26 protein-coding genes are annotated in these 24,974 nt (G+C 71.4%); 19 read left to right on the forward strand and 7 right to left on the reverse strand.

Annotated features, from left to right (window positions below):
• The first annotated feature begins 16 nt into the window (after positions 1 to 16).
• The 3 genes from coaBC (at position 17) to JIW86_RS31650 (ending at position 4,825) form a co-directional block, all read left to right on the forward strand.
• A complete protein-coding gene (coaBC, locus tag JIW86_RS31640) occupies positions 17 to 1,231 on the forward strand; it encodes a bifunctional phosphopantothenoylcysteine decarboxylase/phosphopantothenate--cysteine ligase CoaBC (RefSeq protein WP_257557208.1) in 1,215 nt (404 codons plus the stop codon).
• A gap of 194 nt (positions 1,232 to 1,425) precedes the next feature.
• Positions 1,426 to 2,634 carry a methionine adenosyltransferase gene (metK, locus tag JIW86_RS31645; protein WP_257557210.1) on the forward strand — a complete coding sequence of 403 codons (1,209 nt, stop codon included), beginning with the start codon at positions 1,426 to 1,428 and terminating at the stop codon, positions 2,632 to 2,634.
• 142 nt (positions 2,635 to 2,776) lie between these two features.
• Positions 2,777 to 4,825: a primosomal protein N' gene (locus tag JIW86_RS31650; protein WP_257559512.1), complete on the forward strand. Its 2,049-nt coding sequence runs from the start codon at positions 2,777 to 2,779 to the stop codon at positions 4,823 to 4,825.
• Positions 4,826 to 4,965: 140 nt separating this feature from the next.
• On the opposite strand, the gene JIW86_RS31655 is transcribed toward JIW86_RS31650, so the two are convergent.
• Positions 4,966 to 5,484 (reverse strand): hypothetical protein, encoded by a 519-nt coding sequence (locus tag JIW86_RS31655; protein ID WP_215150845.1) that lies wholly within the window; start codon positions 5,482 to 5,484, stop codon positions 4,966 to 4,968.
• Positions 5,485 to 5,734: 250 nt separating this feature from the next.
• Here JIW86_RS31655 and fmt point away from each other — a divergent pair, with 250 nt between their 5' ends.
• Together fmt and JIW86_RS31665 are read left to right on the forward strand one after the other, a co-directional pair.
• Positions 5,735 to 6,679: a methionyl-tRNA formyltransferase gene (gene fmt / locus JIW86_RS31660; RefSeq protein ID WP_257557213.1), complete on the forward strand. Its 945-nt coding sequence runs from the start codon at positions 5,735 to 5,737 to the stop codon at positions 6,677 to 6,679.
• 78 nt (positions 6,680 to 6,757) lie between these two features.
• Positions 6,758 to 8,221: an RsmB/NOP family class I SAM-dependent RNA methyltransferase gene (locus JIW86_RS31665; RefSeq protein ID WP_257557215.1), complete on the forward strand. Its 1,464-nt coding sequence runs from the start codon at positions 6,758 to 6,760 to the stop codon at positions 8,219 to 8,221.
• 46 nt (positions 8,222 to 8,267) lie between these two features.
• Here JIW86_RS31665 and JIW86_RS31670 read toward each other — a convergent pair whose 3' ends face one another.
• Positions 8,268 to 9,560, reverse strand: a complete 1,293-nt coding sequence (locus JIW86_RS31670; RefSeq protein ID WP_257557217.1) for an MFS transporter — start codon at positions 9,558 to 9,560, stop codon at positions 8,268 to 8,270.
• Between the two features lie 132 nt (positions 9,561 to 9,692).
• On the opposite strand from JIW86_RS31670, the gene rpe reads away from it, so the two are divergent.
• The 5 genes from rpe to JIW86_RS31695 all read left to right on the forward strand — a co-directional run bounded on the left by rpe (position 9,693) and on the right by JIW86_RS31695 (position 12,752).
• Positions 9,693 to 10,379 (forward strand): ribulose-phosphate 3-epimerase, encoded by a 687-nt coding sequence (gene rpe, locus JIW86_RS31675; protein ID WP_215147922.1) that lies wholly within the window; start codon positions 9,693 to 9,695, stop codon positions 10,377 to 10,379.
• A gap of 105 nt (positions 10,380 to 10,484) precedes the next feature.
• Positions 10,485 to 11,534: a sugar-binding transcriptional regulator gene (locus JIW86_RS31680; protein ID WP_208948665.1), complete on the forward strand. Its 1,050-nt coding sequence runs from the start codon at positions 10,485 to 10,487 to the stop codon at positions 11,532 to 11,534.
• Positions 11,535 to 11,615: 81 nt separating this feature from the next.
• A complete protein-coding gene (locus tag JIW86_RS31685) occupies positions 11,616 to 11,837 on the forward strand; it encodes a CarD family transcriptional regulator (RefSeq protein WP_215147924.1) in 222 nt (73 codons plus the stop codon).
• Between the two features lie 49 nt (positions 11,838 to 11,886).
• Positions 11,887 to 12,327, forward strand: a complete 441-nt coding sequence (locus tag JIW86_RS31690) for a ribonuclease domain-containing protein (RefSeq protein ID WP_257557230.1) — start codon at positions 11,887 to 11,889, stop codon at positions 12,325 to 12,327.
• The gene (locus JIW86_RS31695; protein ID WP_257557232.1) at positions 12,324 to 12,752 is read left to right on the forward strand and encodes a barstar family protein; all 429 of its coding nucleotides are present in this window, start codon (positions 12,324 to 12,326) and stop codon (positions 12,750 to 12,752) included. The genes JIW86_RS31690 and JIW86_RS31695 overlap by 4 nt, the downstream gene beginning before the upstream one ends.
• Positions 12,753 to 12,888: 136 nt before the next feature.
• Here the strand turns inward: JIW86_RS31695 and JIW86_RS41725 are convergent, their stop codons facing one another.
• The 5 genes from JIW86_RS41725 to JIW86_RS31715 form a co-directional block, all read right to left on the reverse strand.
• On the reverse strand, positions 12,889 to 13,365 hold the full coding sequence (locus tag JIW86_RS41725) for a group II truncated hemoglobin (RefSeq protein ID WP_215147931.1): 477 nt from the start codon (positions 13,363 to 13,365) through the stop codon (positions 12,889 to 12,891).
• A gap of 2 nt (positions 13,366 to 13,367) precedes the next feature.
• Positions 13,368 to 13,691, reverse strand: coding sequence for a putative quinol monooxygenase (locus JIW86_RS41730; protein ID WP_215147933.1), 324 nt, complete (start codon positions 13,689 to 13,691; stop codon positions 13,368 to 13,370).
• 72 nt (positions 13,692 to 13,763) lie between these two features.
• Positions 13,764 to 14,273, reverse strand: coding sequence for a hypothetical protein (locus JIW86_RS31705; protein WP_257557234.1), 510 nt, complete (start codon positions 14,271 to 14,273; stop codon positions 13,764 to 13,766).
• Positions 14,274 to 14,333: 60 nt separating this feature from the next.
• On the reverse strand, positions 14,334 to 16,052 hold the full coding sequence (locus JIW86_RS31710; RefSeq protein ID WP_257557236.1) for an FAD-dependent oxidoreductase: 1,719 nt from the start codon (positions 16,050 to 16,052) through the stop codon (positions 14,334 to 14,336).
• Positions 16,049 to 16,321: a UBP-type zinc finger domain-containing protein gene (locus JIW86_RS31715; RefSeq protein ID WP_215147936.1), complete on the reverse strand. Its 273-nt coding sequence runs from the start codon at positions 16,319 to 16,321 to the stop codon at positions 16,049 to 16,051. The genes JIW86_RS31710 and JIW86_RS31715 overlap by 4 nt, the downstream gene beginning before the upstream one ends.
• Before the next feature lie 286 nt (positions 16,322 to 16,607).
• Between JIW86_RS31715 and JIW86_RS31720 the strand changes: the two genes are divergently transcribed.
• The 9 genes from JIW86_RS31720 to JIW86_RS31760 are packed head-to-tail and all read left to right on the forward strand — an operon-like array spanning position 16,608 to position 24,941.
• Positions 16,608 to 17,432, forward strand: coding sequence for a type 1 glutamine amidotransferase domain-containing protein (locus JIW86_RS31720; RefSeq protein ID WP_257557238.1), 825 nt, complete (start codon positions 16,608 to 16,610; stop codon positions 17,430 to 17,432).
• A 33-nt stretch (positions 17,433 to 17,465) separates the two neighbouring features.
• Positions 17,466 to 19,109 (forward strand): thiamine pyrophosphate-binding protein, encoded by a 1,644-nt coding sequence (locus JIW86_RS31725; RefSeq protein WP_257557239.1) that lies wholly within the window; start codon positions 17,466 to 17,468, stop codon positions 19,107 to 19,109.
• Between the two features lie 38 nt (positions 19,110 to 19,147).
• Positions 19,148 to 19,582: a nuclear transport factor 2 family protein gene (locus JIW86_RS31730; protein ID WP_215147942.1), complete on the forward strand. Its 435-nt coding sequence runs from the start codon at positions 19,148 to 19,150 to the stop codon at positions 19,580 to 19,582.
• Between the two features lie 25 nt (positions 19,583 to 19,607).
• On the forward strand, positions 19,608 to 20,063 hold the full coding sequence (locus tag JIW86_RS31735) for a nuclear transport factor 2 family protein (RefSeq protein ID WP_257557241.1): 456 nt from the start codon (positions 19,608 to 19,610) through the stop codon (positions 20,061 to 20,063).
• Positions 20,064 to 20,076: 13 nt separating this feature from the next.
• Positions 20,077 to 20,454: a nuclear transport factor 2 family protein gene (locus tag JIW86_RS31740; protein WP_257557242.1), complete on the forward strand. Its 378-nt coding sequence runs from the start codon at positions 20,077 to 20,079 to the stop codon at positions 20,452 to 20,454.
• A 10-nt stretch (positions 20,455 to 20,464) separates the two neighbouring features.
• On the forward strand, positions 20,465 to 22,069 hold the full coding sequence (locus JIW86_RS31745) for a GMC family oxidoreductase (protein ID WP_215147948.1): 1,605 nt from the start codon (positions 20,465 to 20,467) through the stop codon (positions 22,067 to 22,069).
• On the forward strand, positions 22,062 to 22,673 hold the full coding sequence (locus JIW86_RS31750; protein ID WP_215147950.1) for a DJ-1/PfpI family protein: 612 nt from the start codon (positions 22,062 to 22,064) through the stop codon (positions 22,671 to 22,673). Before JIW86_RS31745 ends, JIW86_RS31750 begins: the two co-directional genes overlap by 8 nt.
• Positions 22,673 to 23,116, forward strand: coding sequence for a VOC family protein (locus tag JIW86_RS31755; RefSeq protein WP_257557261.1), 444 nt, complete (start codon positions 22,673 to 22,675; stop codon positions 23,114 to 23,116). The genes JIW86_RS31750 and JIW86_RS31755 overlap by 1 nt, the downstream gene beginning before the upstream one ends.
• 1 nt (position 23,117) lies before the next feature.
• Entirely contained in the window at positions 23,118 to 24,941 is a 1,824-nt protein-coding gene (locus JIW86_RS31760) for an AGE family epimerase/isomerase (protein ID WP_215147954.1), read from the forward strand.
• The last annotated feature ends 33 nt before the right edge of the window (positions 24,942 to 24,974 follow it).

The following is a 24,974-nucleotide window of genomic DNA, read 5'->3' on the forward strand; positions in this document are numbered from 1 at the left end:
CGAAGGGGAGTGTGCGGTGGGTAAGCCGAAGGTTGTGCTGGGGGTGAGCGGCGGAATCGCCGCCTACAAGGCGTGCGAGCTGCTGCGCCGGCTGACCGAGTCCGGGCACGAGGTACGGGTGGTGCCCACGGCGGCCTCCCTGAACTTCGTCGGCGAGGCCACCTGGGCCGCGCTGTCCGGGAACCCCGCCTCCACCGAGGTGTGGGAGACCGTCCACGAGGTGCCGCACGTGCGCATCGGACAGTCCGCCGACCTCGTCGTGGTCGCCCCGGCCACCGCCGACATGCTGGCCAAGGCCGCCCACGGGCTGGCCGACGACCTGCTCACGAACACCCTGCTCACGGCCCGCTGCCCGGTGGTCTTCGCCCCCGCCATGCACACCGAGATGTGGGAGCACCCGGCCACCCAGGAGAACGTCGCCACGCTGCGGCGGCGCGGGGCCGTCGTCATCGAGCCCGCCGTGGGCCGGCTGACCGGCAAGGACACCGGCAAGGGCCGGCTGCCCGACCCCGAGGAGATCTTCGAGGTGTGCCGGGCCGTCCTGGCGCGCGGGGTGGCCGAGCCGGACCTCGCCGGACGGCACGTGGTGATCAGCGCGGGCGGCACCCGCGAACCCCTGGACCCGGTCCGTTTCCTCGGCAACCGCTCCTCCGGCAAGCAGGGCTACGCCCTCGCCCGCACCGCCGTCGCGCGCGGCGCCCGGGTCACCCTCGTCGCGGCCAACACCGCGCTGGCCGACCCGGCCGGGGTGGACGTCGTACGCGTGGGGACGGCCGTCCAGCTGCGCGAGGCGGTCCTCAAGGCGGCCGCGGACGCCGACGTCGTGGTGATGGCCGCGGCCGTGGCCGATTTCCGGCCCGCCGAGTACGCGGGCGGGAAGATCAAGAAGAAGGACGGGCAGGAGCCCGCGCCGGTCGCCCTCGTGCGCAACCCCGACGTCCTCGCGGAGGTCTCGGCCGACCGGGCCCGGGTGGGGCAGGTCGTCGTGGGATTCGCCGCCGAGACCGACGACGTCCTCGCCAACGGCCGTGCCAAGCTCCGGCGCAAGGGATGCGACCTCCTGGTCGTGAATGAGGTCGGCGAGAGCAAGACCTTCGGTTCGGAGGAGAACGAGGCCGTGATCCTGGCCTCGGACGGATCCGAGACGCCCGTCCCCCACGGTCCGAAGGAAGCCCTCGCCGACGTGGTGTGGGATCAGGTCGCGGCGCGCCTTCCGGCGCGACGCGCCTGACGGAGTCCCTTCTCCTTGCCACATCCGTGCGCCAGAATGGAGTGCCGCAGGTCACACGGCTCCCATAAGGCGAGACGGGTGGACCGGTGAACGGTGGCAACCGATAAACTGCATTCGGAACGTGATCAGGCGCAGCCTCTGGTGTGGTTCCAACAAATGATCAGCCAGCAGCCGCTGCAACCCCAGGGAGCGTTGTGTCCCGTCGTCTGTTCACCTCGGAGTCCGTCACCGAGGGCCACCCTGACAAGATCGCTGACCAGATCAGCGACACGATCCTCGACGCGCTCCTCACCGAGGACCCGACCTCCCGCGTCGCCGTCGAGACCCTCATCACGACCGGTCTCGTGCACATCGCCGGCGAGGTGACGACGAAGGCGTACGCGCCGATCGCGCAGCTCGTCCGCGACAAGATCCTCGAGATCGGTTACGACTCCTCGAAGAAGGGCTTCGACGGCGCCTCCTGTGGCGTCTCGGTGTCCATCGGTGCGCAGTCCCCGGACATCGCGCAGGGTGTCGACACCGCCTACGAGAAGCGTGTCGAGGGCGACGAGGACGAGCTGGACAAGCAGGGTGCCGGCGACCAGGGCCTGATGTTCGGCTACGCCTGCGACGAGACCCCCGAGCTGATGCCGCTGCCGATCCACCTGGCGCACCGGCTCTCCAAGCGGCTGTCCGAGGTCCGCAAGAACGGGACCATCCCGTACCTGCGCCCCGACGGCAAGACCCAGGTCACCATCGAGTACGACGGGGACAAGGCCGTCCGCCTGGACACCGTGGTCGTCTCCTCGCAGCACGCCTCGGACATCGACCTGGACTCGCTGCTCGCTCCCGACATCCGCGAGTTCGTGGTCGAGCACGTGCTGGCCCAGCTCGTCGAGGACGGCATCAAGCTGGACACCGAGGGCTACCGGCTGCTGGTGAACCCGACCGGCCGCTTCGAGATCGGCGGCCCGATGGGCGATGCCGGCCTGACCGGCCGCAAGATCATCATCGACACGTACGGCGGCATGGCCCGCCACGGCGGCGGGGCCTTCTCCGGCAAGGACCCGTCCAAGGTCGACCGCTCCGCCGCCTACGCCATGCGCTGGGTGGCCAAGAACGTGGTCGCCGCCGGTCTCGCCTCGCGCTGCGAGGTCCAGGTCGCGTACGCGATCGGCAAGGCCGAGCCCGTCGGCCTGTTCGTCGAGACCTTCGGCACCGCCAAGGTCGACACGCAGAAGATCGAGGACGCCATCGGCGAGGTCTTCGACCTCCGCCCGGCCGCGATCATCCGCGACCTCGACCTGCTGCGCCCGATCTACGCCCAGACCGCCGCCTACGGCCACTTCGGCCGAGAGCTGCCGGACTTCACCTGGGAGCGCACCGACCGCGTCGACGCGCTGCGCGCGGCCGCCGGTCTCTGAGCACCACCGTTCGTGACGAGCGGCCCCGGACCTCGTGGTCCGGGGCCGCTCGCACGTCCGGCTGTCAGTGCGGTTTGGTAAGAATGCTGGTGTGAGCAGCGCGAACGATCCCCCGCCGGAGCAGCTGGCGCTGATCCGGGAGATGGTCGCCGAGGCGAAGGCCAAGGCGCCCAAGGCGAAGCCCCGCACCTGGCGCGGAGCCGCCGTCGCCGAGGAACTTCCCGTTGCCCGCGTCCTCGTGAACAAGGGCGTGCTCCACCTCGACCGGCTCTTCGACTACGCCGTCCCCGCCGAACTCTCCGAGTCCGCCCAGCCCGGCGTCCGCGTCCGGGTCCGCTTCGGCGCCGGCTCCCACCGGGTGCACGGCGGCCGCCGGGAGGGCGGCGGGCTCATCGACGGCTTCATCGTCGAGCGGCGCGCCGAGTCCGACTACAACGGAGCCCTCGCCGCCCTCGCCCAGGTCGTCTCGCCCGAGGTGGTGCTCGGCCCGCGGATGCTGGCCCTGGCCCGGGCCGTCGCCGACCGGTACGCCGGCAGCCTGGCCGACGTACTCCAGCTCGCCCTGCCTCCGCGCAATGCCCGCGCCGAGGCCAAGCCCTCACCGGAGCCGCTGCCCCCGCCCGCCGCGCCCGAGCCCGGCGGCTGGCAGCGGTACGGATCCGGGCCCGCCTTCCTGCGCGCCCTCTCCACCGGCGCCGCCCCGCGCGCCGTCTGGACCGCCCTGCCCGGCCCCGGCTGGGCCGACGAGCTGGCCCGCGCCATCGCCGCCACCCTCGCCTCCGGGCGCGGGGCCCTCGCCGTGGTCCCCGACGGGCGCACCGCCGCCCGCCTGGACACGGCGCTCACCGCTCTGCTCGGCGAAGGGCGGCACGCGCTGCTGACCGCCGAGTCCGGGCCGGAGAAGCGCTACCGCGAGTGGCTCGCCGTGAGCCGGGGCTCGGTGCGGGCCGTCGTCGGCACCCGGGCGGCGATGTTCGCCCCCGTACGCGACCTCGGGCTGGTCGCCGTCTGGGACGACGGGGACTCCAGCCACAGCGACGACCGCGCCCCTTTCCCGCACGTCCGCGAGGTACTGGAACTGCGCGCGGTCACCGACGGCTGCGGGTTCCTGGCCGGGAGCACGAGCTGCACCGTGGAGGCCGCACAGCTCGTCGAGTCCGGGTGGGCGCGGCCGCTGGTCGCGGACCGGGAGACGGTGCGCCAGTACGCCCCGCGGATCCGGACGGTGGGCGACGAACTGCTGGCCCGCGACGGGGCGGCCCGGGCCGCGCGCCTGCCGAGCCTGGCATGGGAGACCGTACGGGAGGGGCTCAAGACCGGGCCGGTGCTGGTCCAGGTGCCGCGGCGGGGCTACGTGCCCCGGCTGGCGTGCGAGCGGTGCCGTACGCCGGCCCGCTGCACGGTCTGCGCCGGGCCGCTGGAGGCCCCCGACGAGCGGGACCTCCAGTGCGGCTGGTGCGGGCGGCCCGAGCCGTCCTGGCACTGCGAGGAGTGCGGGTCGTTCCGGCTGCGGGCCCAGGTGGTCGGCGCGCGGCGGACGGCCGAGGAACTGGGGAGGGCCTTCCCGGCCGTGCCCGTCCGGACGTCCGGGCGCGACCACGTCCTGGACGAGGTGCCGGACCGGCCGGCGCTGGTGGTGTGCACCCCCGGGGCGGAGCCGGTCGCGGCGGGCGCCGGGTACGCGGCGGCGCTGCTGCTCGACGGCTGGGCCATGCTGACCCGGCCCGACCTGCGGGCCGGGGAGGACGCGCTGCGGCGCTGGATCGCCGCCGCCTCGCTGGTACGGGGGGAGGGGCAGGTCGTCGTGGTCGCCGAGCCGACGCTGCGGCCGGTCCAGGCGCTGGTGCGGTGGGATCCGGTGGGCCATGCCGTACGGGAGCTCGCGGAGCGGGCCCAGCTCGGGTTCCCGCCGGTGTCCCGGATGGCGGCGGTGGCCGGCCGGGGCGAGGTCGTGGAGGCCTTCCTGGCCGGGGCCGGGCTGCCGCCGGACGCGGAGATCCTCGGCCCGGTGCCGCTGGTGGGGCGGCGGGGGGAGGCCAGTCCCGGGGAGCGGGCGCTGGTCCGGGTCCCGCCGGGCAGCGGGGCGGCCTTGGCGGCGGCCCTCAAGTCGGCGCAGGCGGCCCGTATGGCACGGGGACTCCCGGCGTCGGAGTCGGTCCGGGTCCGCATCGACCCGCTCGACATCGGCTGAGGGGTCGCCCTGCGTGCCCTGCGCGCCCGTGCCCTCACACGCCGACGGGCTGGACTGCGCTGTGCGCGATCCAGCCCGTCGGTGTTCGAGGCGGGGAGTCTCCCAGGCCGTCGGGGGTCGGCGTCCCGGCGGCGGGAGGGTCAGCCGTTGCGCGGGCCGGGGAAGGCCGGGGAGCGGGGGCCCGACACGGCCTGGGACTCCTCGCGCAAGGGCTGCGGCGGCACCGAGCGGGCGGCCGGGATCGTGGGCAGCGGGCCCATGGTCCGGGTGGTCGTCGCCTCGGCCGCCGGCTCCGCGGACTCGGCGGCCTGCGCACGCCGCGCACCGTAACGCCGGTGTACGGCCTGCTTGGTGACGCCCAGCGCCGAGCCGACCGCGTCCCACGAGAAGCCGAGTGAGCGGTCGAAGTCCACGGCGGCCGTGACCAGCGTCTCGACGCTGTCCCGGAGTTCCTGCGCGAGGCGGACGGTGGGCGCGGGCGCCCGGCCGTAGACGACGAAGCCCGTGGAGGGACCGGAGCGGCGGGGGCGGTACACATTGCCGAGCTGGGCGGTGAGCGTACGCAGGGCATCCACCTGCCGGCGAACCCGCTCGATGTCCCGCACCAGCAGGTGCAGGCTGGCCCGGGCTTGGGCGTCGTGGGTGGCGTGGTCGGCCATGAAGAAGCCTCTCGAACCGGTGCTGAAGGGCGGTCGGGCCGCAGAAACCGTTCGCGGCGCGGCCCGTTTTGGTCAATCTCTCTTGACCAACGCGCCACCCGGCGCCCAGGTCACGCTCTGGGGGCGTGTCGGCATATGCGAGAGGCGCGTGTGTGTACGTACGCCCCCTTCCGGTCACCGGTGGGGCGCCCGGCCAACGCCCCATAGACTGGTGCGCTGCTGACAGCCGAGATAGCGAGGTAGGACCCCAGTGAAGCTCGTCTTCGCAGGCACCCCCGAGGTCGCCGTGCCCGCCCTGGACGCCCTCATCGCCTCCGGGCGGCACGAGGTCGCCGCCGTCGTCACCCGGCCCGACGCACCCGCCGGCCGCGGGCGCCGGCTCGTCGCCAGCCCGGTCGCCGAGCGCGCCGAGGAAGCCGGGATCGAGGTGCTCAAGCCCGTCCGGCCGCGCGACCCCGAGTTCCAGGCCCGGCTGCGCGAGATCGGCCCGGACTGCTGCCCGGTCGTCGCCTACGGGGCGCTGATCCCCAAGAGCGCCATCGAGATCCCCAGGCACGGGTGGGTCAACCTGCACTTCTCGCTGCTGCCCGCCTGGCGCGGTGCCGCGCCCGTACAGCACTCGATCATGGCGGGGGACCAGGTCACCGGCGCCTCCACCTTCCAGATCGAGGAGGGCCTGGACTCCGGCCCGGTCTACGGGATCCTGACCGAGGAGGTCCGGCCGACCGACACCAGCGGCGACCTGCTCACCCGGCTCGCCTTCGCCGGCTCCGGACTGCTGGCCGCCACCATGGACGGCATCGAGGACGGCACCCTGCGCGCCGTCGAGCAGCCCGTCGACGGGATCTCCCTCGCCCCCAAGATCACCGTGGAGGACGCCCGGATCGACTGGACCGCCCCGGCGATGCGCGCGGACCGCGTCGTGCGCGGCTGCACGCCGGCGCCGGGCGCGTGGACCGTCTTCCGCGGGGAGCGCCTCAAGCTGATCTCGGTGGGCCTGGTGCCGGACCGCACCGACCTCGCGCCGGGTGTGCTGGCCCCGGCCAAGAACAACGTCTACGTCGGAACCGGCTCGCACGCCGTGGAACTGCTGTGGGTCCAGCCCCAGGGCAAGAAGCCGATGCGGGGCGCCGACTGGGCCCGAGGGGTGCGGATCGCTCCCGGCGAGCGCGTCGGCGGGGCCGACGTAGGCTGATCCCAGCCGGTTCCTCCCCGGCCGATTCGCATACTCGTACGCAGTCGAAGCACCTCGTAAACCCGGAGCACCTTTCACGTGAGCGAACAGCCCCGTCGCCGACCCGCCGCCGGAGCGGGAGGCAAGCAGGCCAAGCCGTACCGCCGACCGCAGAAGGACCCCGTCCGGATGCTGGCCTTCGAGGTGCTGCGGGCGGTGGACGAGCGCGACGCCTACGCCAACCTCGTGCTGCCGCCGCTGCTGCGCAAGGCCCGCCAGGCGGAGGGCTTCGAGGCGCGGGACGCGGCGCTGGCCACCGAGCTGGTCTACGGGACGCTGCGCCGGCAGGGCACGTACGACGCGGTCATCAAGGCCTGCATCGACCGCCCGCTGCGGGAGGTCGACCCGCCCGTGCTGGACGTGCTCTCGCTCGGCGCGCACCAGCTGCTCGGGACGCGCATCCCCACGCACGCGGCCGTCTCCGCGAGCGTGGAGCTGGCCCGCGTGGTGCTCGGGGACGGGCGCGCGAAGTTCGTGAACGCCGTGCTGCGCAAGATCTCCGCGCACGACCTGGACGGCTGGCTGGAGCGGGTCGCGCCGCCGTACGAGGACGACGCCGAGGAGCACCTCGCGGTGTACCACTCGCACCCGCGGTGGGTTGTCAGCGCCCTGTGGGACGCGCTGGGCGGCGGGCGCGCCGGGATCGAGGACCTGCTGGAGGCCGACAACGAGCGGCCCGAGGTCACGCTGGTGGCGCGGCCGGGGCGGTCCACCCCCGAGGAGCTGCTGGAGGCGGTGGGCGAGGAGTCGGCGCTGCCCGGCCGCTGGTCCCCGTACGCGGTACGGATGGCCGAGGGCGGCGAGCCGGGCGCGCTGGAGGCCGTGCGCGACGGGCGCGCGGGTGTCCAGGACGAGGGCAGCCAGCTGGTGGCGATGGCCCTGGCGGCGGTGCCGGTCGAGGGCCGCGACGAGCGCTGGCTGGACGGCTGCGCGGGCCCCGGCGGCAAGGCGGCGCTGCTCGCGGCGCTGGCGGCGCAGCGCGGCGCGTTCCTGCTGGCCTCCGAGAAGCAGCCGCACCGGGCGCGCCTGGTGGAGCACGCGCTGGCGGGCAACCCCGGCCCGTACCAGGTCATCGCGGCGGACGGCACCCGGCCGCCGTGGCTGCCGGGCTCCTTCGACCGCGTCCTGATGGACGTCCCGTGCTCCGGCCTGGGCGCGCTGCGCCGCCGCCCCGAGGCCCGGTGGCGCCGCCGCCCGGAGGACCTGGAGGGCTTCGCGCCGCTCCAGCGCGGGCTGCTGCGGGAGGCGTTGTCGGCGGTGCGGGTGGGCGGCGTCGTCGGCTACGCGACCTGCTCGCCGCACCTGGCGGAGACGCGGGTGGTCGTGGACGACGTCCTGAAGGGCCGCGGCGCGGCCGCGACCCCGGTATCGGCCGAACTGATCGACGCCAGGCCGTTCATGTCGGGCGTCCCGGGCCTGGGCGACGGACCGGACGTCCAGCTGTGGCCGCACCTGCACGGCACGGACGCGATGTACCTGGCACTGCTGAGGCGCACGGCGTAGGCGCGTTTCGCGGGGGGCGGGGAGTCCCGCCCCCCGCCCCCCGCAGTCACACCGCCATCCGCCGTCCCCGGATCGGTGACAGTGCCACCGGCAGGAACGACACCGCCAGGATCGCCGCGCCCGTCCACAGGGTCGTGTGCAGCGTGGTGAGCTCCGCCAGGAGGCCCGAGGCCGCCGCGCCCAGGGCGATGGCGCCCGTCAGCATGAAGCGGAAAGTGGCGTTCATGCGGCCCAGCAGGGGGTCCGGGGTCAGGTGTTGGCGGAGGCTGACCCCGAGGACGTTGTCCGAGCCGATCTTCATGCTGGACACCATCCAGCCGGCGCCCGCCAGCCACAGCCACGGGCCGTGGTCCAGCAGCGGTACCAGCAGCGCCGCCGGCGTCAGGCTCAGCAGCAGGGCGCGGCCGTAGCCCACGCGCGCCGCGAAGGGGCGGGCCAGCCGGGCGCCCAGGAGCAGCCCCGCACCGCCCGCCGCCCAGAACAGGCCCAGCGAGGCGGGGGAGAGGCCCAGCTCCCGTACGAAGAGCACCGGCAGCATGGCGTTGACGATCGAGCCGCCCAGGTTGGTCAGGCCGGCGGCCAGGGCCAGGGCGCGCAGTTCGGGGTGGCCCAGCACGTGCCGCAGGCCCTCCCCGATCTGGGACCGCAAGGACGTACGGACGCCTCCCGGCGGGGTCGGGGCGGGCCGGATCCGGGTGAGGCGGAGCGCCGAGACGAGGTACGCGGCCGAGGAGCAGGCCAGTGCGAACGGGGCGGTGAGTGCGGCGATCAGTACGCCGCCCACGCCGCGTCCGGCGATGTTGGCGGCGGCCATGAGGGTCACCATGGCGGCGTTCGCCCGGACCAGGCCGCCCCGGCCGACCAGCTGGGGCAGCACGCTCTGCGAGCCCACGTCCGAGAACACGGTCGCGCAGCCGTTCAGGAGGACGACCAGGTAGAGCTGGGTCAGGGTCAGCGCGTCCAGCCACCACGCGAGCGGGAGCGAGGCGAAGAGGGCCGCCCGGGCGAGGTCCGCCGCGATCAGTACGCCGCGGGTGCGCAGCCGGTCGACCCAGGCGCCGGCCGGCAGGCCGATCAGCAGGAAGGCGAGCGTGGCCAGCGCGGCGAGGGTGCCGACCTGCGCGGGGGAGGCGTCGAGGGAGGTGAGGGCGAGCAGCGGGACGGCCACGTGGCCGGTGTTGGTGCCGAGCTGGTTGAGCGTGGTGGCGCCGAAGAGGGTACGGAAGTCCCGGCTGCCCCAGGGAGAGGAGGGGCGGGGGACTTCGTCCGGGACCGGTGCGGCCGGCTTCCGGGAGTCCCCGGGATGCCGACCCGGCCGCTCGTGGGGCATGGATGTCATGGACAGAACCGTGCCGAAGGCGACCTCGCAGGACAAGTGAAATGTTCTCCATGATCACTTTAGCTGCGCTACGCGGCGCGTGACTTCCGGGGTCGTGGCCGGAACCGTGTGGAGGCATGGCACGCTTGGGGCATGGCCGCTCAGATTTATCCCAGCATCCTGTCCGCCGACTTCGCCCGACTCGCCGAGGAGGCGAAGGCGGTCGAGGGAGCCGACTGGCTGCATGTCGACGTCATGGACAACCACTTCGTCCCCAACCTCACCCTCGGGATGCCGATCGTGGAGTCCCTGAGCAGGGCCACGGACATTCCGCTGGACCTCCACCTGATGATCGCGGACCCGGACCGCTGGGCCCCGCAGTACGTCGAGGCGGGCGCCGGGTCGGTCACCTTCCACGCCGAGGCCGCGGCGGCCCCGGTGCGGCTCGCGCGGGAGATCCGGGCGAAGGGCGCGCGGGCGTCCATGGCCCTCAAGCCCGCGACGCCGATCGAACAGTACGAGGACATCCTCCCCGAGCTCGACATGCTGCTGATCATGACGGTCGAGCCGGGCTTCGGCGGCCAGCCCTTTCTCGACATCATGCTGCCCAAGATCCGCCGCACCAGGGAGCTGATCGCCAAGCACGGTCTGGAGCTGTGGCTCCAGGTGGACGGCGGGGTCTCGGCCTCGACGATCGAACGCTGTGCCGAGGCCGGCGCCGACGTCTTCGTCGCGGGCAGTGCGGTCTACGGCGCCGTCGATCCGGCCGCCGCCGTGAGCACGCTGCGTGAGCAGGCGGACGCGGCGATCTCCGTGGCGCCCTGGGCTTGCGACCACTGAGCCAAGCGTTGGTGAACAGCTCGATGAACGGAAGCTGTCCAGGCTGATCAACGGCCGTCGGATCTGACAGGATGAACGGCGAGTCGAGAGTGTGAACACGAGAGTGTGAACAGCAGTGAGGAGAACGCGGTGTCTGCAATGTCGGCGGGACGGTCAGCCCTGCGGATGGGACCCGCGGAGCTGGTACAGGCGGCGGCCATGGCGCGCCGCTTCTACCTCGAGGGCAAGTCCAAGATCCAGATCGCCGAGGAGTTCGGCGTGAGCCGCTTCAAGGTGGCCCGGGTCCTGGAGACCGCCCTCGAACGCGACCTCGTACGGATCGAGATCCGGGTGCCGGCCGAACTGGACGCGGAGCGGTCGGACGCGCTCAGGGCCCGGTACGGGCTGCGGCACGCCGTCGTGGTGGAGTCGCCCGCCGACGCCACCGAGGACGCGCCCGATCCGGAGAACCTGGGCGCGGTCGCCGCCGATCTGCTGGGCGAGCTGGTCAACGAGGGCGACGTACTGGGCCTGGCGTGGGGACGGTCGACCATTCACATGGCCGCCTCCCTGCACCGGCTGCCGCCGTGCACCGTGGTGCAGCTGACCGGTGTGTACGACGCGGGGACCGCCGAGCGCGGGTCCGTGGAGGCCGTACGGCGGGCCGCGCAGGTCTCCGGCGGGGACGCCCACCCGATCTACGCGCCGATGCTGCTGCCCGACCCTGCGACCGCGGCCGCGCTGCGCAGCCAGACCGGGATCGCGCGTGCCTTCGAGTACTTCGACAAGGTGACGGTCGCCGCCGTCTCCATCGGGTCGTGGGAGCCGGGCATCTCCACCGTCCACGACATGCTGACGGACGAGGAGCGGGCCCACTACGCCTCGCTGGGCGTGGCGGCCGAGATGTCGGCCCACCTGTTCGACTCCGAGGGGCGGCGGGTCGGCCGGGACCTCGGCGAGCGGTGCATCACCGTCGAGGCCGACCGGCTGCGGCGGATCCCCGAGGTCGTGGCGATCGCGGGCGGGCTGCGCAAGGCCTCCGCGATCGGGGCGGTGCTGCGGTCGGGGCTGGTGACCAGCCTGGTCACGGACACGGCGGTCGCCGACTACCTGCTGACCGAGTCGGCCCCCGGGCTGCGGCCGGCGCTCGAGCGGGCGGATCCGGACGACCTGTAGGCGCCGCTGGTGCGGATGGTGCCGGAATTGAGATCCGAACGGCGGACCGCACGGCGGCTTGCTGGGCGCATACTGGTTCCAATGACAAAGTCAGCAGTACCTCGCCGCCATTTGCCGTCCAGCCCGTTCAAGGCCCCCGTGGAACAGCCCATCCGGCAGTTCAGCGTCGGCGACCGGGTTACTCACGATGAGCACGGCCTCGGCCGTGTCGTCGGAATCGAGGAGGGGATCGCTGTTCTCGTCGACTTCGGGTCGGTCCAGAAACGAGTCCTGAGCCCATACACCAAGATGGCCGCGCTCTGAGGCCACCGGGCGATTCGCGAGCGAATCGGATATTTGGCACGATCGGTGCATGATCTTTCGGAACGTGCCCCGATCGTTGCTGCGTTTGCTGGGGGCCGTGTTCCTGTGTGCCGCGCTGGTCGGTGCGGTGGGCTGCGGCGGGAAGGAACCCGCGTCACCTGTCGCGGCCAGTTCCCGTGCCGTCCCCGGTGCCGCTCCTTCGTGGGCGAAGGGGATGGCGACCGTACGGGCCGACGCGCTGCCGCAGCAGGCCCGGGACGTGCTCGCGCTCATCGACAAGGGCGGGCCGTATCCGTACCGCCAGGACGGGACGGTCTTCGGGAACTTCGAGAAGATCCTGCCCAAGCAGAAGCGCGGCTATTACCACGAGTTCACGGTGAGGACGCCGGGGGAACGGGACCGCGGGGCCCGGCGGATCGTGACGGGTGAGGGTGGGGAGTTCTTCTACACGGACGACCACTACGACACCTTCAAGGCGGTTCTCCGATGACCCTGGACCCGCAGCCGCTCGCCCCTGCGCTCGCCGCCGCCGAAGCCGCCGGGTGGACGGCCCTACGGCTGGACCTGGACGGCGTACGGGGGAAGGCCGAGCTGATGCGGCGTTGCGGGGACGCCCTGCGGCTGCCGGAGTGGTTCGGGGGGAACTGGGACGCGCTGGCCGATTCGCTCCGGGACCTGTCGTGGTTGCCGGACGCCGCGGGGCGGCTGGTGGCCGTGACCTCGTGGCGGGGCTTCGCCGATGCGCGGCCGGGTGACTGGGAGGTCCTGGTCGAGATCCTCGAGGAGGCCGTCGATTTCTGGCGGGAGGCCGAGGGGGCTGCGCCGCCGCTGACCGTGCTGCTCGCCGAGTCCGGGCCCGGGCCGGTTGCCGGGGCTCCGCCCCGGACCCCGCGCCTCAAGCGCCGGCGGGGCTGAAAGAATCGGGCCTCCGCCCCGGACCCCGCGCCTCAAACGCCGGCGAGGCTGGATGTGCGCCGGCCGGGCTGAAAAGACCTGGGGCTCCGCCCCAGACCCCGCGGATCGTGCCCGGTGGGGCTGGGGCGTCGCCTTGTCAGGAGGTCGGGGTCTTCGGGACCCACGGGGGAGTTTGGCCCCAGGACCAGACCGGGATCTTGGCCGCGTCCACCGGCGGCGGGTTGGGGCCCGAGTAGATCAGGGCCATGCGGGTGCCCCACTCGATGTAGTAGACGAACACCGCGCGGAACTCGGGGTCCGTCGGGAGGCCGACCTCGTCCGCCGTGTCCAGGAGCAGGTCCACCCAGCGGCGGCGCTGCTTCTCGGTGATGGCGCGGCCCAGGTGCTTGGTGGCCATGTGCTGGTGGCCGCCGTGGTGGGCGGAGTAGTCCGACGGGCCGCCGAAGACCTCCGACAGCCAGACCGCGACGTGCTGCGGGTGCTCGGAGTCCATGCCCGCGAAGACCGGGGCCAGGATCTCGTCCTGCAGGGCGTGGCCGTAGAAGGCGTCGGTGAGGCGGTTCATCGCCTCCGCGCCGCCCATCCACTCGTAGATGGTGGGTGTCGTGCTCATGGTTACCCTGCGGCCTTTCCTGTTCCGACGACGGACGTCACGAGGTAGTGCTGCATCTCCTCGATGGCCGTCACGTACGGCCGGATCGCGCTGAAGAAGGCGGGGAAGTGCTCGCCCTTGCGGAAGCCGTTGAGGTGGGCGTCGACCGAGGTCCAGCGGATACGGAGGATGTAGCGCTCCTTCTCCTCCTCGCAGCGGGCCAGTTCGTAGTCGATGCACTCGGGCGAGGCGGCCAGGGCCTCGGCCGCCCGGGTGTACGCGTCCTCGAAGGCCTGCTGGTCGTCTAATGCGATCCGGTAGCGGATGTATTCGACGGTGGTGGTCATGGTGCGTGCCTCTCCCTGGATGGTGGTCGTGGCCAGCCTTACGGGATCATGCGTGCCCGTGGGGGGATTGCGTTATTCGGACTCGGACTTCCTGGAGTCCGTACTCTCCGCCACGTCCGGGCCCTGTGCACGGACCTGGTGGACCTTGTCCAGGGAGTCGCGCAGTTCCGTCAGCCAGGTGTCGGTGTTGGCCCCCACCAGGCGGACGCACCAGGCGAGGGCGTCGGCCCGGCTGCGGGCCACGCCGCCGGCGACCAGGGTGTCGAGGACCTGGCGTTCGGACTGGCGCAGGCGGGTCATGACCGGGACGGCGAGGTGGGTGAAGAGGGTCGTCTCCTCACCCGCCCGCACGCCCCAGGCGACCTTGCGGCGGTAGAGCTCCTCGGCCTCTCGGGCCACTTCGATGCGCTGTTCGCGGGTGCGTTCGCGGAACGCCTTGACCGACTCGGTCGCCGGGACGGTGCCGACGACCGTGATCTCCTCGCGGTCGGCCGTGACCGACACGAGGGACTCGTACACGTCCACCGGCAGGCGCTCGGCGAACCACGCGCGGAGCTGCTCGCTCTGTTCGGCTGTAATCATGTAATCAACGTTGCATCCGATACCTTCTTGATCGCAAGGCGTTCGCGGTCGCGTTCGCTCTCAGCCCATCGAGCGGTAGCGGTGGATCAGCGAGACGGCCATCGCGCCCTCGCCGACGCCCGACGCGACCCGCTTCACCGAGTGGGCGCGGACGTCGCCCGCCGCGAAGACTCCGGGGACGCTGGTCTCCAGCGGGTAGGGGGCGCGCTCCAGGCTCCACTCCGCCGGGAGCTCGCCGCCGTTCGCGATCAGGTCCGAGCCGGTGAGCACGAAGCCGTACTCGTCGCGCTCGACGACGCCCGAGAGCCAGTCGGTGTGCGGGCGGGCGCCGATGAAGGTGAACATGAAGCGGGCCGGGACCTCGGTGTCCTCGCCCGTCGCCGAGTCGTGCAGGGTCAGCCGTTCCAGGTGCTCCTCTCCGTCCAGCCGGAGCACCGTCGTACGGACCCTGATCTCGATGTTCGGGGTGCGGTCGATCTCGTCGATCAGGTAGCGGGACATGCTCGCGTCCAGGGAGTCCGCGCGGACCAGGATCGTCACGCGGGCGGCGTACTTGGCGAAGTGCACCGCGGCCTGGCCGGCCGAGTTGGCCCCGCCCACGATGAACACGTGCTGCGAGATGCAGGCCGAGCTCTCCGTGGTCGCCGCGCCGTAGTACAGGCCCGCCCCCTCGAAACGGTCCGCGCCGGGGGCCTCGAGGCGGTTGTACGAGACCCCGGTGGCCAGGAGGACCGTCTCGGCGGAGATCTCCGTGCCGTCGGCCAGCATCAGGATCTTCGCCGGGTCGTCGCGGGTCAGCGAGACGACCTCCACCGGGTGCAGGATCTCGGCGCCGAACCGGGAGGCCTGGATGGTGGCGCGGCGGGTCAGGTCGCTGCCCGAGAGGCCCGACGGGAAGCCCAGGTAGTTCTCGATCAGGCTGGAGGTGCCGGCCTGGCCGCCCGGGGCGCGGGAGTCCAGCATCAGCGTCGACAGGCCCTCGGAGGCCGAGTAGACCCCGGCCGCCAGGCCCGCCGGGCCTGCTCCGACGATGACGCACTCGTAGTGCGGGCGGGAGGCGGTGGTGACCAGGCCCAGGTGCTGTGCGAGCTGGGTGTCGGTCGGGGCGGAGAGCACCGCTCCGTCGGGGAAGCGGACGAGCGGGAGCGCGGCGTCGGGCTGGCCGGCGATCAGGGTCAGCGCCTCGGGGTCCCGCTCCACGTTGAGGAACCGGAACGGCTGGCCGTTGCGGGTGAAGAAGTCCCGCACGGCGTGGGTGCCCGGGGAGACCAGGTGGCCGGCGACGATGATCCCGTCGTACGCGGGCCGGTAGGTGGCCAGCCAGTCCGACAGCAGGTCGTCCAGGACCGGGAAGAGCCGCTCGTGCGGCGGGTCCCACGGCTTGAGCAGGTAGTAGTCCAGCCGGACCCGGTTGATGGCGGTGATCGCCGCGTCCGTCTCCGCGTACGCGGTCAGCAGCACGCGACGGGCGTCCGGGAAGCGGCTGACCGCCTCCAGCAGGAACTCGACGCCGGTGACGTCGGGCATCCGCTGGTCCACGAGGAACAGCGCCGGGTCGTGGCCGCGTTCGTCGAGGGAGTCCAGGATCTTCAGGGCGTCGGCGGCCGAGGAGGCGCCGAGCACCCGGTAACGGTCTCCGTAGGCGCTGCGCAGGTCGCGGCGCACCGCGCGCAGCACCTGCGGGTCGTCGTCCACGGCCAGGATGACGGGCTTGCGGTTCTCCGCGCGCTCGGTCGCGGCCGCGGTCACGGCGGCCGCGCTCTCGGGGGCCGCGCTCACGCCGGGTCCAGCATCAGCTGGTCGGCGTAGCACCAGGCCCAGTCCTCGCCGGGCTCGTGCGAGGCGGCGATGGGGTGCTCGGACGTGCGGTAGTGCCGGGTGGCGTGACGGTTCTTCGAGGAATCACAGCATCCGACGTGCCCGCAGCTGAGGCACATCCGCAGATGTACCCAGCTGTCACCGGCGATGAGGCACTCCTCGCAGCCCTCGGTCCCGGGCTTCACCGGACGTATCTGATCGATGTGCGTGCACAACAGGTCCATCGTCATCGTCCCCGTCCCTCTCCTCGTGCTCACGCTCGTCAACAACACAGCCGCGCGCCCGTGATTCACGGCGCGTCCAGACGATAGATCGGGGCCCTGGTAATGGTTCACTGATTCGGCCGAAGTCAGGTAGTCCTGAAGCTACTTCATGACGTCCGCCGACGACTTCCTGAGGTGACCCCATGACCTGGCCCGCTACCTCACGAAGTCGCACACGGGCGCTTTGACGCAGGCTCTGGGCGCGGCCAGTGTGGTGGACGCCAACGACAACAGGCGGCGCCTGGAGGAATACGTGAGCAGAAAGATTCTGGTCATTGTCTCCGAACACGGTTACTGGGCCGAAGAACTGATAGGGCCCGTATCGAAGTTCGATGAGCGGGGCTACGAGGTCATATTCGCCACGCCGACCGGAAAGCGTGCACACGCTCTCCCGCCGAGCCTCGACGCGAACTACATCGATCCTCCACTGGGACGCTCGGTCACCACCGAGGAGAACGCCCGGCTGGGCCGGGAGTTCGAGCAGTCGAGCCGGCTCGACTCGCCGCTCGACATCGAGGCGTGGGTTCCCGAACGCCCGTACACGAGCGACGCGGGCTACCTGCCCAAGCTGGAGCAGTACCACCGCGATCTGGACAAGATCGACGCCGACATCGCCGACTACGACGCGATCCTCATCGTCGGCGGCAGCGGCCCGATCGCCGACCTCGCCAACAACGAGCGCGTGCACGCCCTGATCCTGGCCTTCAAGAAGGCCGGCAAGGTCGTGGCCGCGGAGTGCTACGGGGTCGCCTGCCTGGCCTTCGCCCGGGACTGGAGCGACCGCAGGAGCATCATCTGGGGCAAGCACGTGACCGGCCACTGCAAGGAGTACGACTACAAGGACGGCACCGGATTCCTCGGTACCGACTTCAACATGGGGCCGCCGCCGTACCCGCTGGAGTACATCCTGCGTGATGCGACGGGCCCGCGCGGCGCGTACCACGGGAATTTCGGAAAGCCCGTGTCGGTCATCGTCGACTTCCCGTTCGTGACGGGACGGTCCACCCCGGACTCGTACCTCACGGGACAGAAGATCGTGGAAGTCCTCGAGGACGGTCTCACCCGATACGGCTGGTAATTCCGGCAACTCGTGGGAATGAGGGGGAGTTCGATGAATACCGGAGCCACTCCCGGACGGGAAAGGCTGATCGAGCAGTTCAAGGCCGACGGCCTGAATGTGATGTTCGGAAATCCGGGGACGGTGGAACAGGGATTCCTCGACGCGGTGGACGCGGCAGAGGACTTCCAGTACATCCTCGCTCTCCAGGAGACCGTGGCCGCCGGTATCGCCGACGGATACGCCCGGGCGACCGGCGGCGCGGCACTCCTCCAGCTGCACTCCGGGGTGGGGCTGGGCAACGGCATCGGGATGCTCTACCAGTCGCTGCGCGGCCACACCCCGCTCGTCGTGGTCGCCGGTGACGCCGGGGTCCGCTACGACGCCATGGACGCGCAGATGGCGTCCGATCTGGTGGCGATGGCCAAGCCGGTGACGAAGTACGCGACCCGGGTCACCGACCGGAACTCCGTGCTCCGCACCATCCGGCGGGCCGTGAAGATCGCGCTCACCCCGCCCCGCGGGCCCGTGTTCGTGGCGCTGCCGATGGACGTGCTGGACGAGCTCAACTCCGAGCCCGTGCTGCCCGCCACGGTGCCGCTCACGGACGTGGCGCCCTCGCCGGCCTCGGTGGGGCGGGCGGCCGAGCTGCTCGCCTCCGCCGAGCGGCCCGTCGTCCTCATCGGCGACGGGGTCTCGCTCTCCGGGGCGCAGAACGAACTGGCCGCCGTCGCCGAGCTGCTGGGCGCCGACGTGTACGAGGTCGACTCCTCCGAGGTCAACATCGCGGCCTCGCACCCGCTGCGGCGGGGCCAGACGGGTCACATGTTCGGCCCGCACAGCAAGGACCTCGTAGGGCACGCCGACGGGGTGCTGATCGTGGGCACCTATGTCTTCCCGGAGGTGTTCCCCGAACTGGAGAGCCCCTTCCGGGAGGGCGCGAAGGTCGTCCACATCGACCTCAACGCCTATGAGATCGCCAAGAACCACCCGGTGGACCTGGGCCTCGCCGCGGATCCCAAGCAGGCGCTGCGCGCGCTGGCCGGCGTACTGGAACACCGGCTGACCCCGCAGCAGCGGGCCGCCGCGGCGGCCCGGATCGACGTACGGGCCCGGGAACGGGCCCGCGAGGCAAAGGCGCAGACCGACGACGGCACGCCGATGTCGGTCTTCCTGCGGACCCTGGCCGAGCGCACCGGCGGAGACCTGATCGTCTTCGACGAGGCGCTGACCACCTCCCCGCTGGTCACGAAGTACCTGCCCGCGGAGCGCCCGGGCGACTACCACCTCACCCGGGGCGGTTCGCTGGGCGTGGGCTTCCCGGGCGCGGTCGGCGCCAAGCTGGCCCGTCCGGACCGGCTCGTCGTCGGCTTCGCGGGCGACGGCGGCTCGATGTACACGTACCAGGCGCTGTGGACTGCGGCCCGGCACGGCATCGACGCCAAGTTCGTCGTCTGCAACAACCGCAAGTACCGGCTGCTGGACGACAACATCGCCCAGTACTGGCGGGAGCGGGACATCCCCGAGCACGGGTTCCCGGGCTCCTTCGACCTCTCGCACCCCGAGATCGACTTCGCCGGGCTCGCGCGGTCGCTCGGCGCCAGCGGGATGCGGGTGGAGAAGCCGGACGAGGCGGCCGCGGCCGTGAGCCGGATGCTGGCCCACCCCGGTCCGTTCCTCGTCGACATCCAGATCTGACCAGAGCAGTCACGCAGCACGGAACAGGAGGAGACCGCATGCCCGCCGAGCGGCAGTTGACCGAGGACGCGATCCGCAGTTTCGCCGAGGACTGGTACGTGGCGCTGGACCAGCACGTACCGCTGGACCAGGTGCTCGCCCTGATCACCGAGGATCTGGAGTTCAAGGTCCCCGAGGACGTCTTCCTCGGGCACCAGGGCTTCGGCCGCTGGTACGAGGCCGTCACCAACCGCTTCTTCGACGAGGTGCACACCGTCACGAAGGTGGAGCCCGTCATCGAGGGCGACCGGGCGATCGTCCGGGTGCTCGTCAACTGGCAGGCCAAGATCTGGGACCCGCCGGCCGCCCGCAGCGAGTGGCTCGGCTTCGACGCCGACCAGACCTGGACCGTGGTGGCCGGTCCCGACGGACCGCTGATCAAGCAGTACACCGTCAACGACCTGGCTCCGATGCCCGGTTCCGGCTCGCTCTGACCGCCCCGGCGAAGGAGAAGCGACGATGACCGAAGTGACACGGGAGCGGGTCCAGGCGGCCTACGCCGCCCTCGGCTCCGGCGACCGGGCGCGCATCCTGGAGTACTACTCCGAGGACCTGCGCTGGCTGGTGCCGGGCAACCACCCGCTCGCCGGCTGGTACGAGAGCCTGGACGCCTTCCTGGAGCTGATGGGGCAGACCCACAAGCTCACGGGCGGCACCTTCCGGATGGACCTGGAAGCGGTCCTGGTCGGCGAGGACTGTTCCGCCGACGTGTGCCGCAACGTCGCCCTGCGCGACGGCGCGGACCAGGACAGCCGGTCCCCGTACGAGCGGATGGACTACCCGGTCTTCCACTACATGCGGTGGCGGGACGGCCGGATCGTCGAGGGCCGCGACGGGCTGTTCGGCGACACGGCCTCCGCCTTCAGCCAGTTCTGGGCGCCGTTCGCGCCGGACGGAACCCGCAGGGACCGATAGGGGGATGAGCGCGATGGACGCAGAGCAGATCCTTGAGAAGTACTACGAGTACGCCAACGCCGGTGACTGGGACCGCTGGTGCGACCTGTTCGCCGACGACCAGGTCATGGACGAGCAGCTCGCCGGTCACATCGAGGGCCTCGAGGTCCTGCGCTCGATGATGAAGGGCATGGGCACCATGTACCGGGTCTTCCGGAACGAGCCCGTGCACTTCATCGTCGACGCGGACGGGGAGAAGGCCGCCGCCGTCTCGCACCTGACCGCGGTCAGCGCCTCGGGCGAGGCCATCGAGGCCCGCGTCATGAACTTCTTCCGGATCGTGGACGGAAAGATCGCCTACATGGCGAACTACCACGACACCGTCCCCTTCCAGGTTCTGAGCCAGGGCTGAGGAGGGACCCATGAGCGTGGAAGAGTACGACTACATCGTCGTGGGATCCGGCACCGCGGGCAGTGTCCTCGCGAACCGGCTCTCCGAGGACCCGGACGTCTCCGTCCTCGTCCTGGAGGCGGGCGGCTCCCGGATCCCGCCGGAGGTCGACGACCCGTCCTCCTGGTACAAGCTGCTCGGCGGGCCCGTGGACTGGGGCTACACCAGCACCCCGCAGCCCGGCCTGGACGGCCGCCGCACCTACGAACCGCGCGGCAAGGCCCCCGGCGGCAGCAGCAACCTCTACATCATGATGCACATCCGGGGCCACGCCTCGGACTTCGACAACTGGGCCTACCAGGGCGCCGCCGGCTGGGCGTACGAGGACGTGCTCCCGTACTTCGCCCTGCTGGAGGGCCAGGAGGACGCGACCGCCGCCACCACCGGCACCCGCGGCCCCCAGCGGATCACCAACGCCGGACGGCACGGCCCCAACCCGGTCTCGCGCGCCTTCATCGACGCCGCGGTCGAGCTGGGCCACGAGGAGATCGCCGACTTCAACACCGACGGGCCCCGGCGCGGCCTCTTCGGCACCGGCTGGCACCACATCGACGTGGCCGACGGGCGCCGCCAGGGGGTGCTCGCCGCCTACCTGGAGCCCGCGCTCGACCGCTCCAACCTGACGCTGCGCACCAACGCGCAGTCCACCCGGCTGCTCTTCGACGGGGACACCTGCACGGGCGTCGAGTACGCCCAGCTCCAGGCCCCCGCCGAGTTCCCGGGCCGGACGGTCCGGGACGGTCACAGCAGCACGGCGGCGCCCGGGCTGCACACCGTACGGGCCCGCCGGGAGGTGATCGTGGCGGCCGGGGCGATCGAGTCGCCGAAGCTGCTGTTGCTCTCCGGCATCGGCCACCCCGAGCAGCTGCGCGAGCACGGCATCGCGGTCACCGCGGCCCTGCCCGGGGTCGGCGAGAACTTCCACAACCACGTGCTGACCGGGCTGATGGCCGAGGTCACCCAGGAGCTCCCGCCGCCGGCCCAGAACCTGTCGGAGAGCGCTCTGTTCCTGTCCTCGCAGCCCGGACTGCCCGCGCCGGACCTCCAGATCGCCTTCGTCCACGTCCCGTTCGACGTGATCGTCGGCCAGGACCACCCCAACACGGTGTCCATCCTGCCCGGGGTGGTGCGCCCGGTCTCGCGCGGCTGGATCAAGCTCGCGAGCGCCGACCCGCTGGCCCACCCGCTGATCAACCCGAACTACCTGGGCGACCGGTGGGACCTGGAGCGCATGGTGCAGGGCATCAAGATCGCCCGGGAGATCTTCGCGACCTCCGCCTTCTCGCCCTGGTACAAGCAGGAGCTCCAGCCCGGACCCGGCTACGCGAGCGACGAAGACCTGCGCACCTTCGCGAAGCAGAAGTCGGAGAGCTACCACCACCAGGCCGGCTCCTGCCGCATGGGCATCGACGACCTCTCCGTCGTCGACCCCGAGCTGCGGGTGCACGGCGTACGGAACCTGCGCGTCGTCGACGCCAGCGTGATGCCCGCGGTCCCGTCGGGCAACTGCCACACCGCCATCGCGATGATCGCCGAGCGCGCCGCGGACTTCCTGAAGGGGGCCTCCCGTGCCTGACGTGGTGCTGCGCGAGGGCGCGCTGACCGGGACCCGGATCGCGGTGCTCGTCGAGAGCGACTTCTACGAGCCGGAGATCTTCTACTACCAGCACCGGTTCGCGGAGGAGGGCGCCGAGGTCGACTTCCTGACCCGGCTGTGGGGCAACGACTCCATCACCTTCTCCGGTCACGAGTACCGGGCGCCGTTCACCGCCGACAAGTCCCTGGAGGGGCTGAGCGACGAGGAGCTGCGCCGGTACGCGGCGATCATCGTGCCCTCGGGCATGGTCGCCGACCGGCTGCGCTACACCGAGGACGTGGACGTCCTCGCTCCCGCCACCGAACTGCTGCGCCGGGCCTTCGCGGAGCCGACGGTCCTCAAGGGGATCATCTGCCACGGCATGTGGCTGGCCTCCTCCATCCCGGACAAGATCCGGGGCCGCAAGGTGGTCTGCCACAACAACCTCATCGGCGACGTCCGCAACATGGGCGCCGAGTACGTCGACGAGGACGTGGTGGTGGACGGCGACCTGGTCACCGGCCGCACCGGCGCCCACCACCACCTCTTCGCCCGCCGGATCATCGAGCTGGTCGCGGCGGAGCGGGGCCGGAGGGCCGGCTGATGGGACGGATGGTCTGGTCGCACGTGGGCCTGAACTGCACGGACCAGAAGACCACCGAGGAGTTCTACACCCGGTACTTCGGCTTCACCCGGGCCCGGGTGGTCGACCTCGGAGAGGCCCAGATCGTGTTCCTGCGCAAGGGGGACGCGTACCTGGAGCTCTTCGCGGCCGGCGCCGATCCGGCCCGCCCGGCGAACGACGACGGGCCGCAGGCCCCGGGGCGGATGCGCCACCTGGCCTTTCAGACCGACAGCGTGGACGCGTTCCTGGCATCGCTGGGCGACGCGGCCGAAGTGACCCTGGGACCGCTGGACTTCGACGACTTCATCTGCGGATGGCGGACCGTGTGGGTCCGCGATCCCGACGGAGTGATCGTCGAGGTCAGCCAGGGATTCGAGGACGACCGCACTCACGAGGGCTCTCACGACAAGGACGGTGCATGACATGGCGGACGCCGTGAGCTTCTCCTTCTCCGACACGATCGCCGGCTACGTCGAACGCTTCGACTCCGCGTCGCGCGTGCTGCGCCTGAAGACATCCGACGGCCGCGGGTTCGACGTCTCGCTCGCCGGCGGCCCCAGCGCCGAGCTGGTCCGCAACCTGGACGAGCCGTACATCGACGCCTCCGGGCACATCGACGAGATGCTGTCGCCGGGCCGGTTCCTCTTCGTCTACGGGGTCCACTACCCGGAGCAGGGCGGGCGGTACGACGCCAAGCGCCTGGTGTTCCTGGGCCGGGGCGCCGAGGACTTCCGCTTCGAGGAGCCCAGCTGGTGGATCAAGCAGATCGAGTCGCTGGCCGACTTCTACAAGCGGGCGCAGTTCGGCGACGGGCCGGTGGACTTCACCGAGTACCGCACCGAGATCAGGCTCGGCGGTGACAAGACCGCGAGCCACGTCCAGGAGACCGACACGATCTCCCGCCTGGTCTACGGCATGGCCTCGGCCTACCTGCTGACCGGCAAGGACGAGTACCTGGAGGTCGCCGAGCGCGGCACCGAGTACCTGCGCAAGCACATGCGGGTCGTGGACAGCGAGGAGGACGTGGTCTTCTGGTACCACGGCATCAGCGTCGACGGGGACAGCGAGCGCAAGCTGTTCACCTCGGAGTTCTCCGACGACTACGACGCGATCCCGATGTACGAGCAGATCTACGCGCTGGCCGGCCCCATCCAGACGTACCGGGTCACCGGTGACATCCGGATCAAGAACGACGCGGACGCCACCATCCGGCTGTTCGACAAGTTCTTCTTCGACGCGGAGCAGGGCGGCTACTACTCGCACATCGACCCGATCCTCTTCAGCGCCGACCACGAGTCCCTCGGGGAGAACGCCGAGCGCAAGAACTGGAACTCGGTCGGCGACCACGCGCCCGCCTACCTGATCAACCTGTACCTGGCGACCGGCGACCAGAAGTACGCCGACTTCCTCGAGTACACCTTCGACACCATCGCGGACAAGTTCCCGGACTACAAGAACAGCCCCTTCGTCCAGGAGCGCTTCTTCCGCGACTGGTCGCACGACACCGCGCACAGCTGGCAGCAGAACCGCGCGGTGGTCGGCCACAACCTGAAGATCGCCTGGAACCTGATGCGGATGAACTCGCTGAAGGCCAAGCCGGCCTACGAGGAGCTCGCCAAGAAGATCGGCGAGATCATGCCGGCGGTCGGCAGCGACGTGCAGCGCGGCGGCTGGTACGACGTGGTCGAGCGGATCAAGTCGGGCGACGAGGAGACGTATCGTTTCGCCTGGCACGACCGCAAGGCCTGGTGGCAGCAGGAGCAGGCGATCCTCGCCTACCTCATCCTGGGCGGCACGGTCGGCGGCGACGCGAACGTGCGCGAGGCCCGGCAGGCGCAGGCCTTCTACAACACCTTCTTCCTCGACCACGACGAGGGTGCCGTCTACTTCAACGTGCTCGCCAGCGGTACGCCGTACCTGCTCGGCACCGAGCGGCTCAAGGGCAGCCACTCGATGTCCATGTACCACTCGGCGGAGCTCTGCTACCTCTCCGCCGTCTACAACAACCTGCTCATCAACGGCCGGGAGATGGACTTCCACTTCCAGCCCGACCCGACCAACCTGCCCGACCGCGTCCTGCGCGTCTCGCCCGACCTGCTCCCGGCCGGCTCGGTACGGATCGCGTCCGTCGAGATCGACGAGAAGCCGTACACGGACTTCGACGCGGATGCCCTGACCGTGCGGCTGCCCGACGTCCAGGGGCGGGTGAAGGTCAAGGTCCGGCTGCGTCCAGTGGCCAAGAAGTAGCGCTCAACGGGGGGCGCCCCAACCAGAGGGGAA

The organism is Streptomyces sp. NBC_00162 (genome assembly GCF_024611995.1).
Lineage (GTDB): Bacteria > Actinomycetota > Actinomycetes > Streptomycetales > Streptomycetaceae > Streptomyces.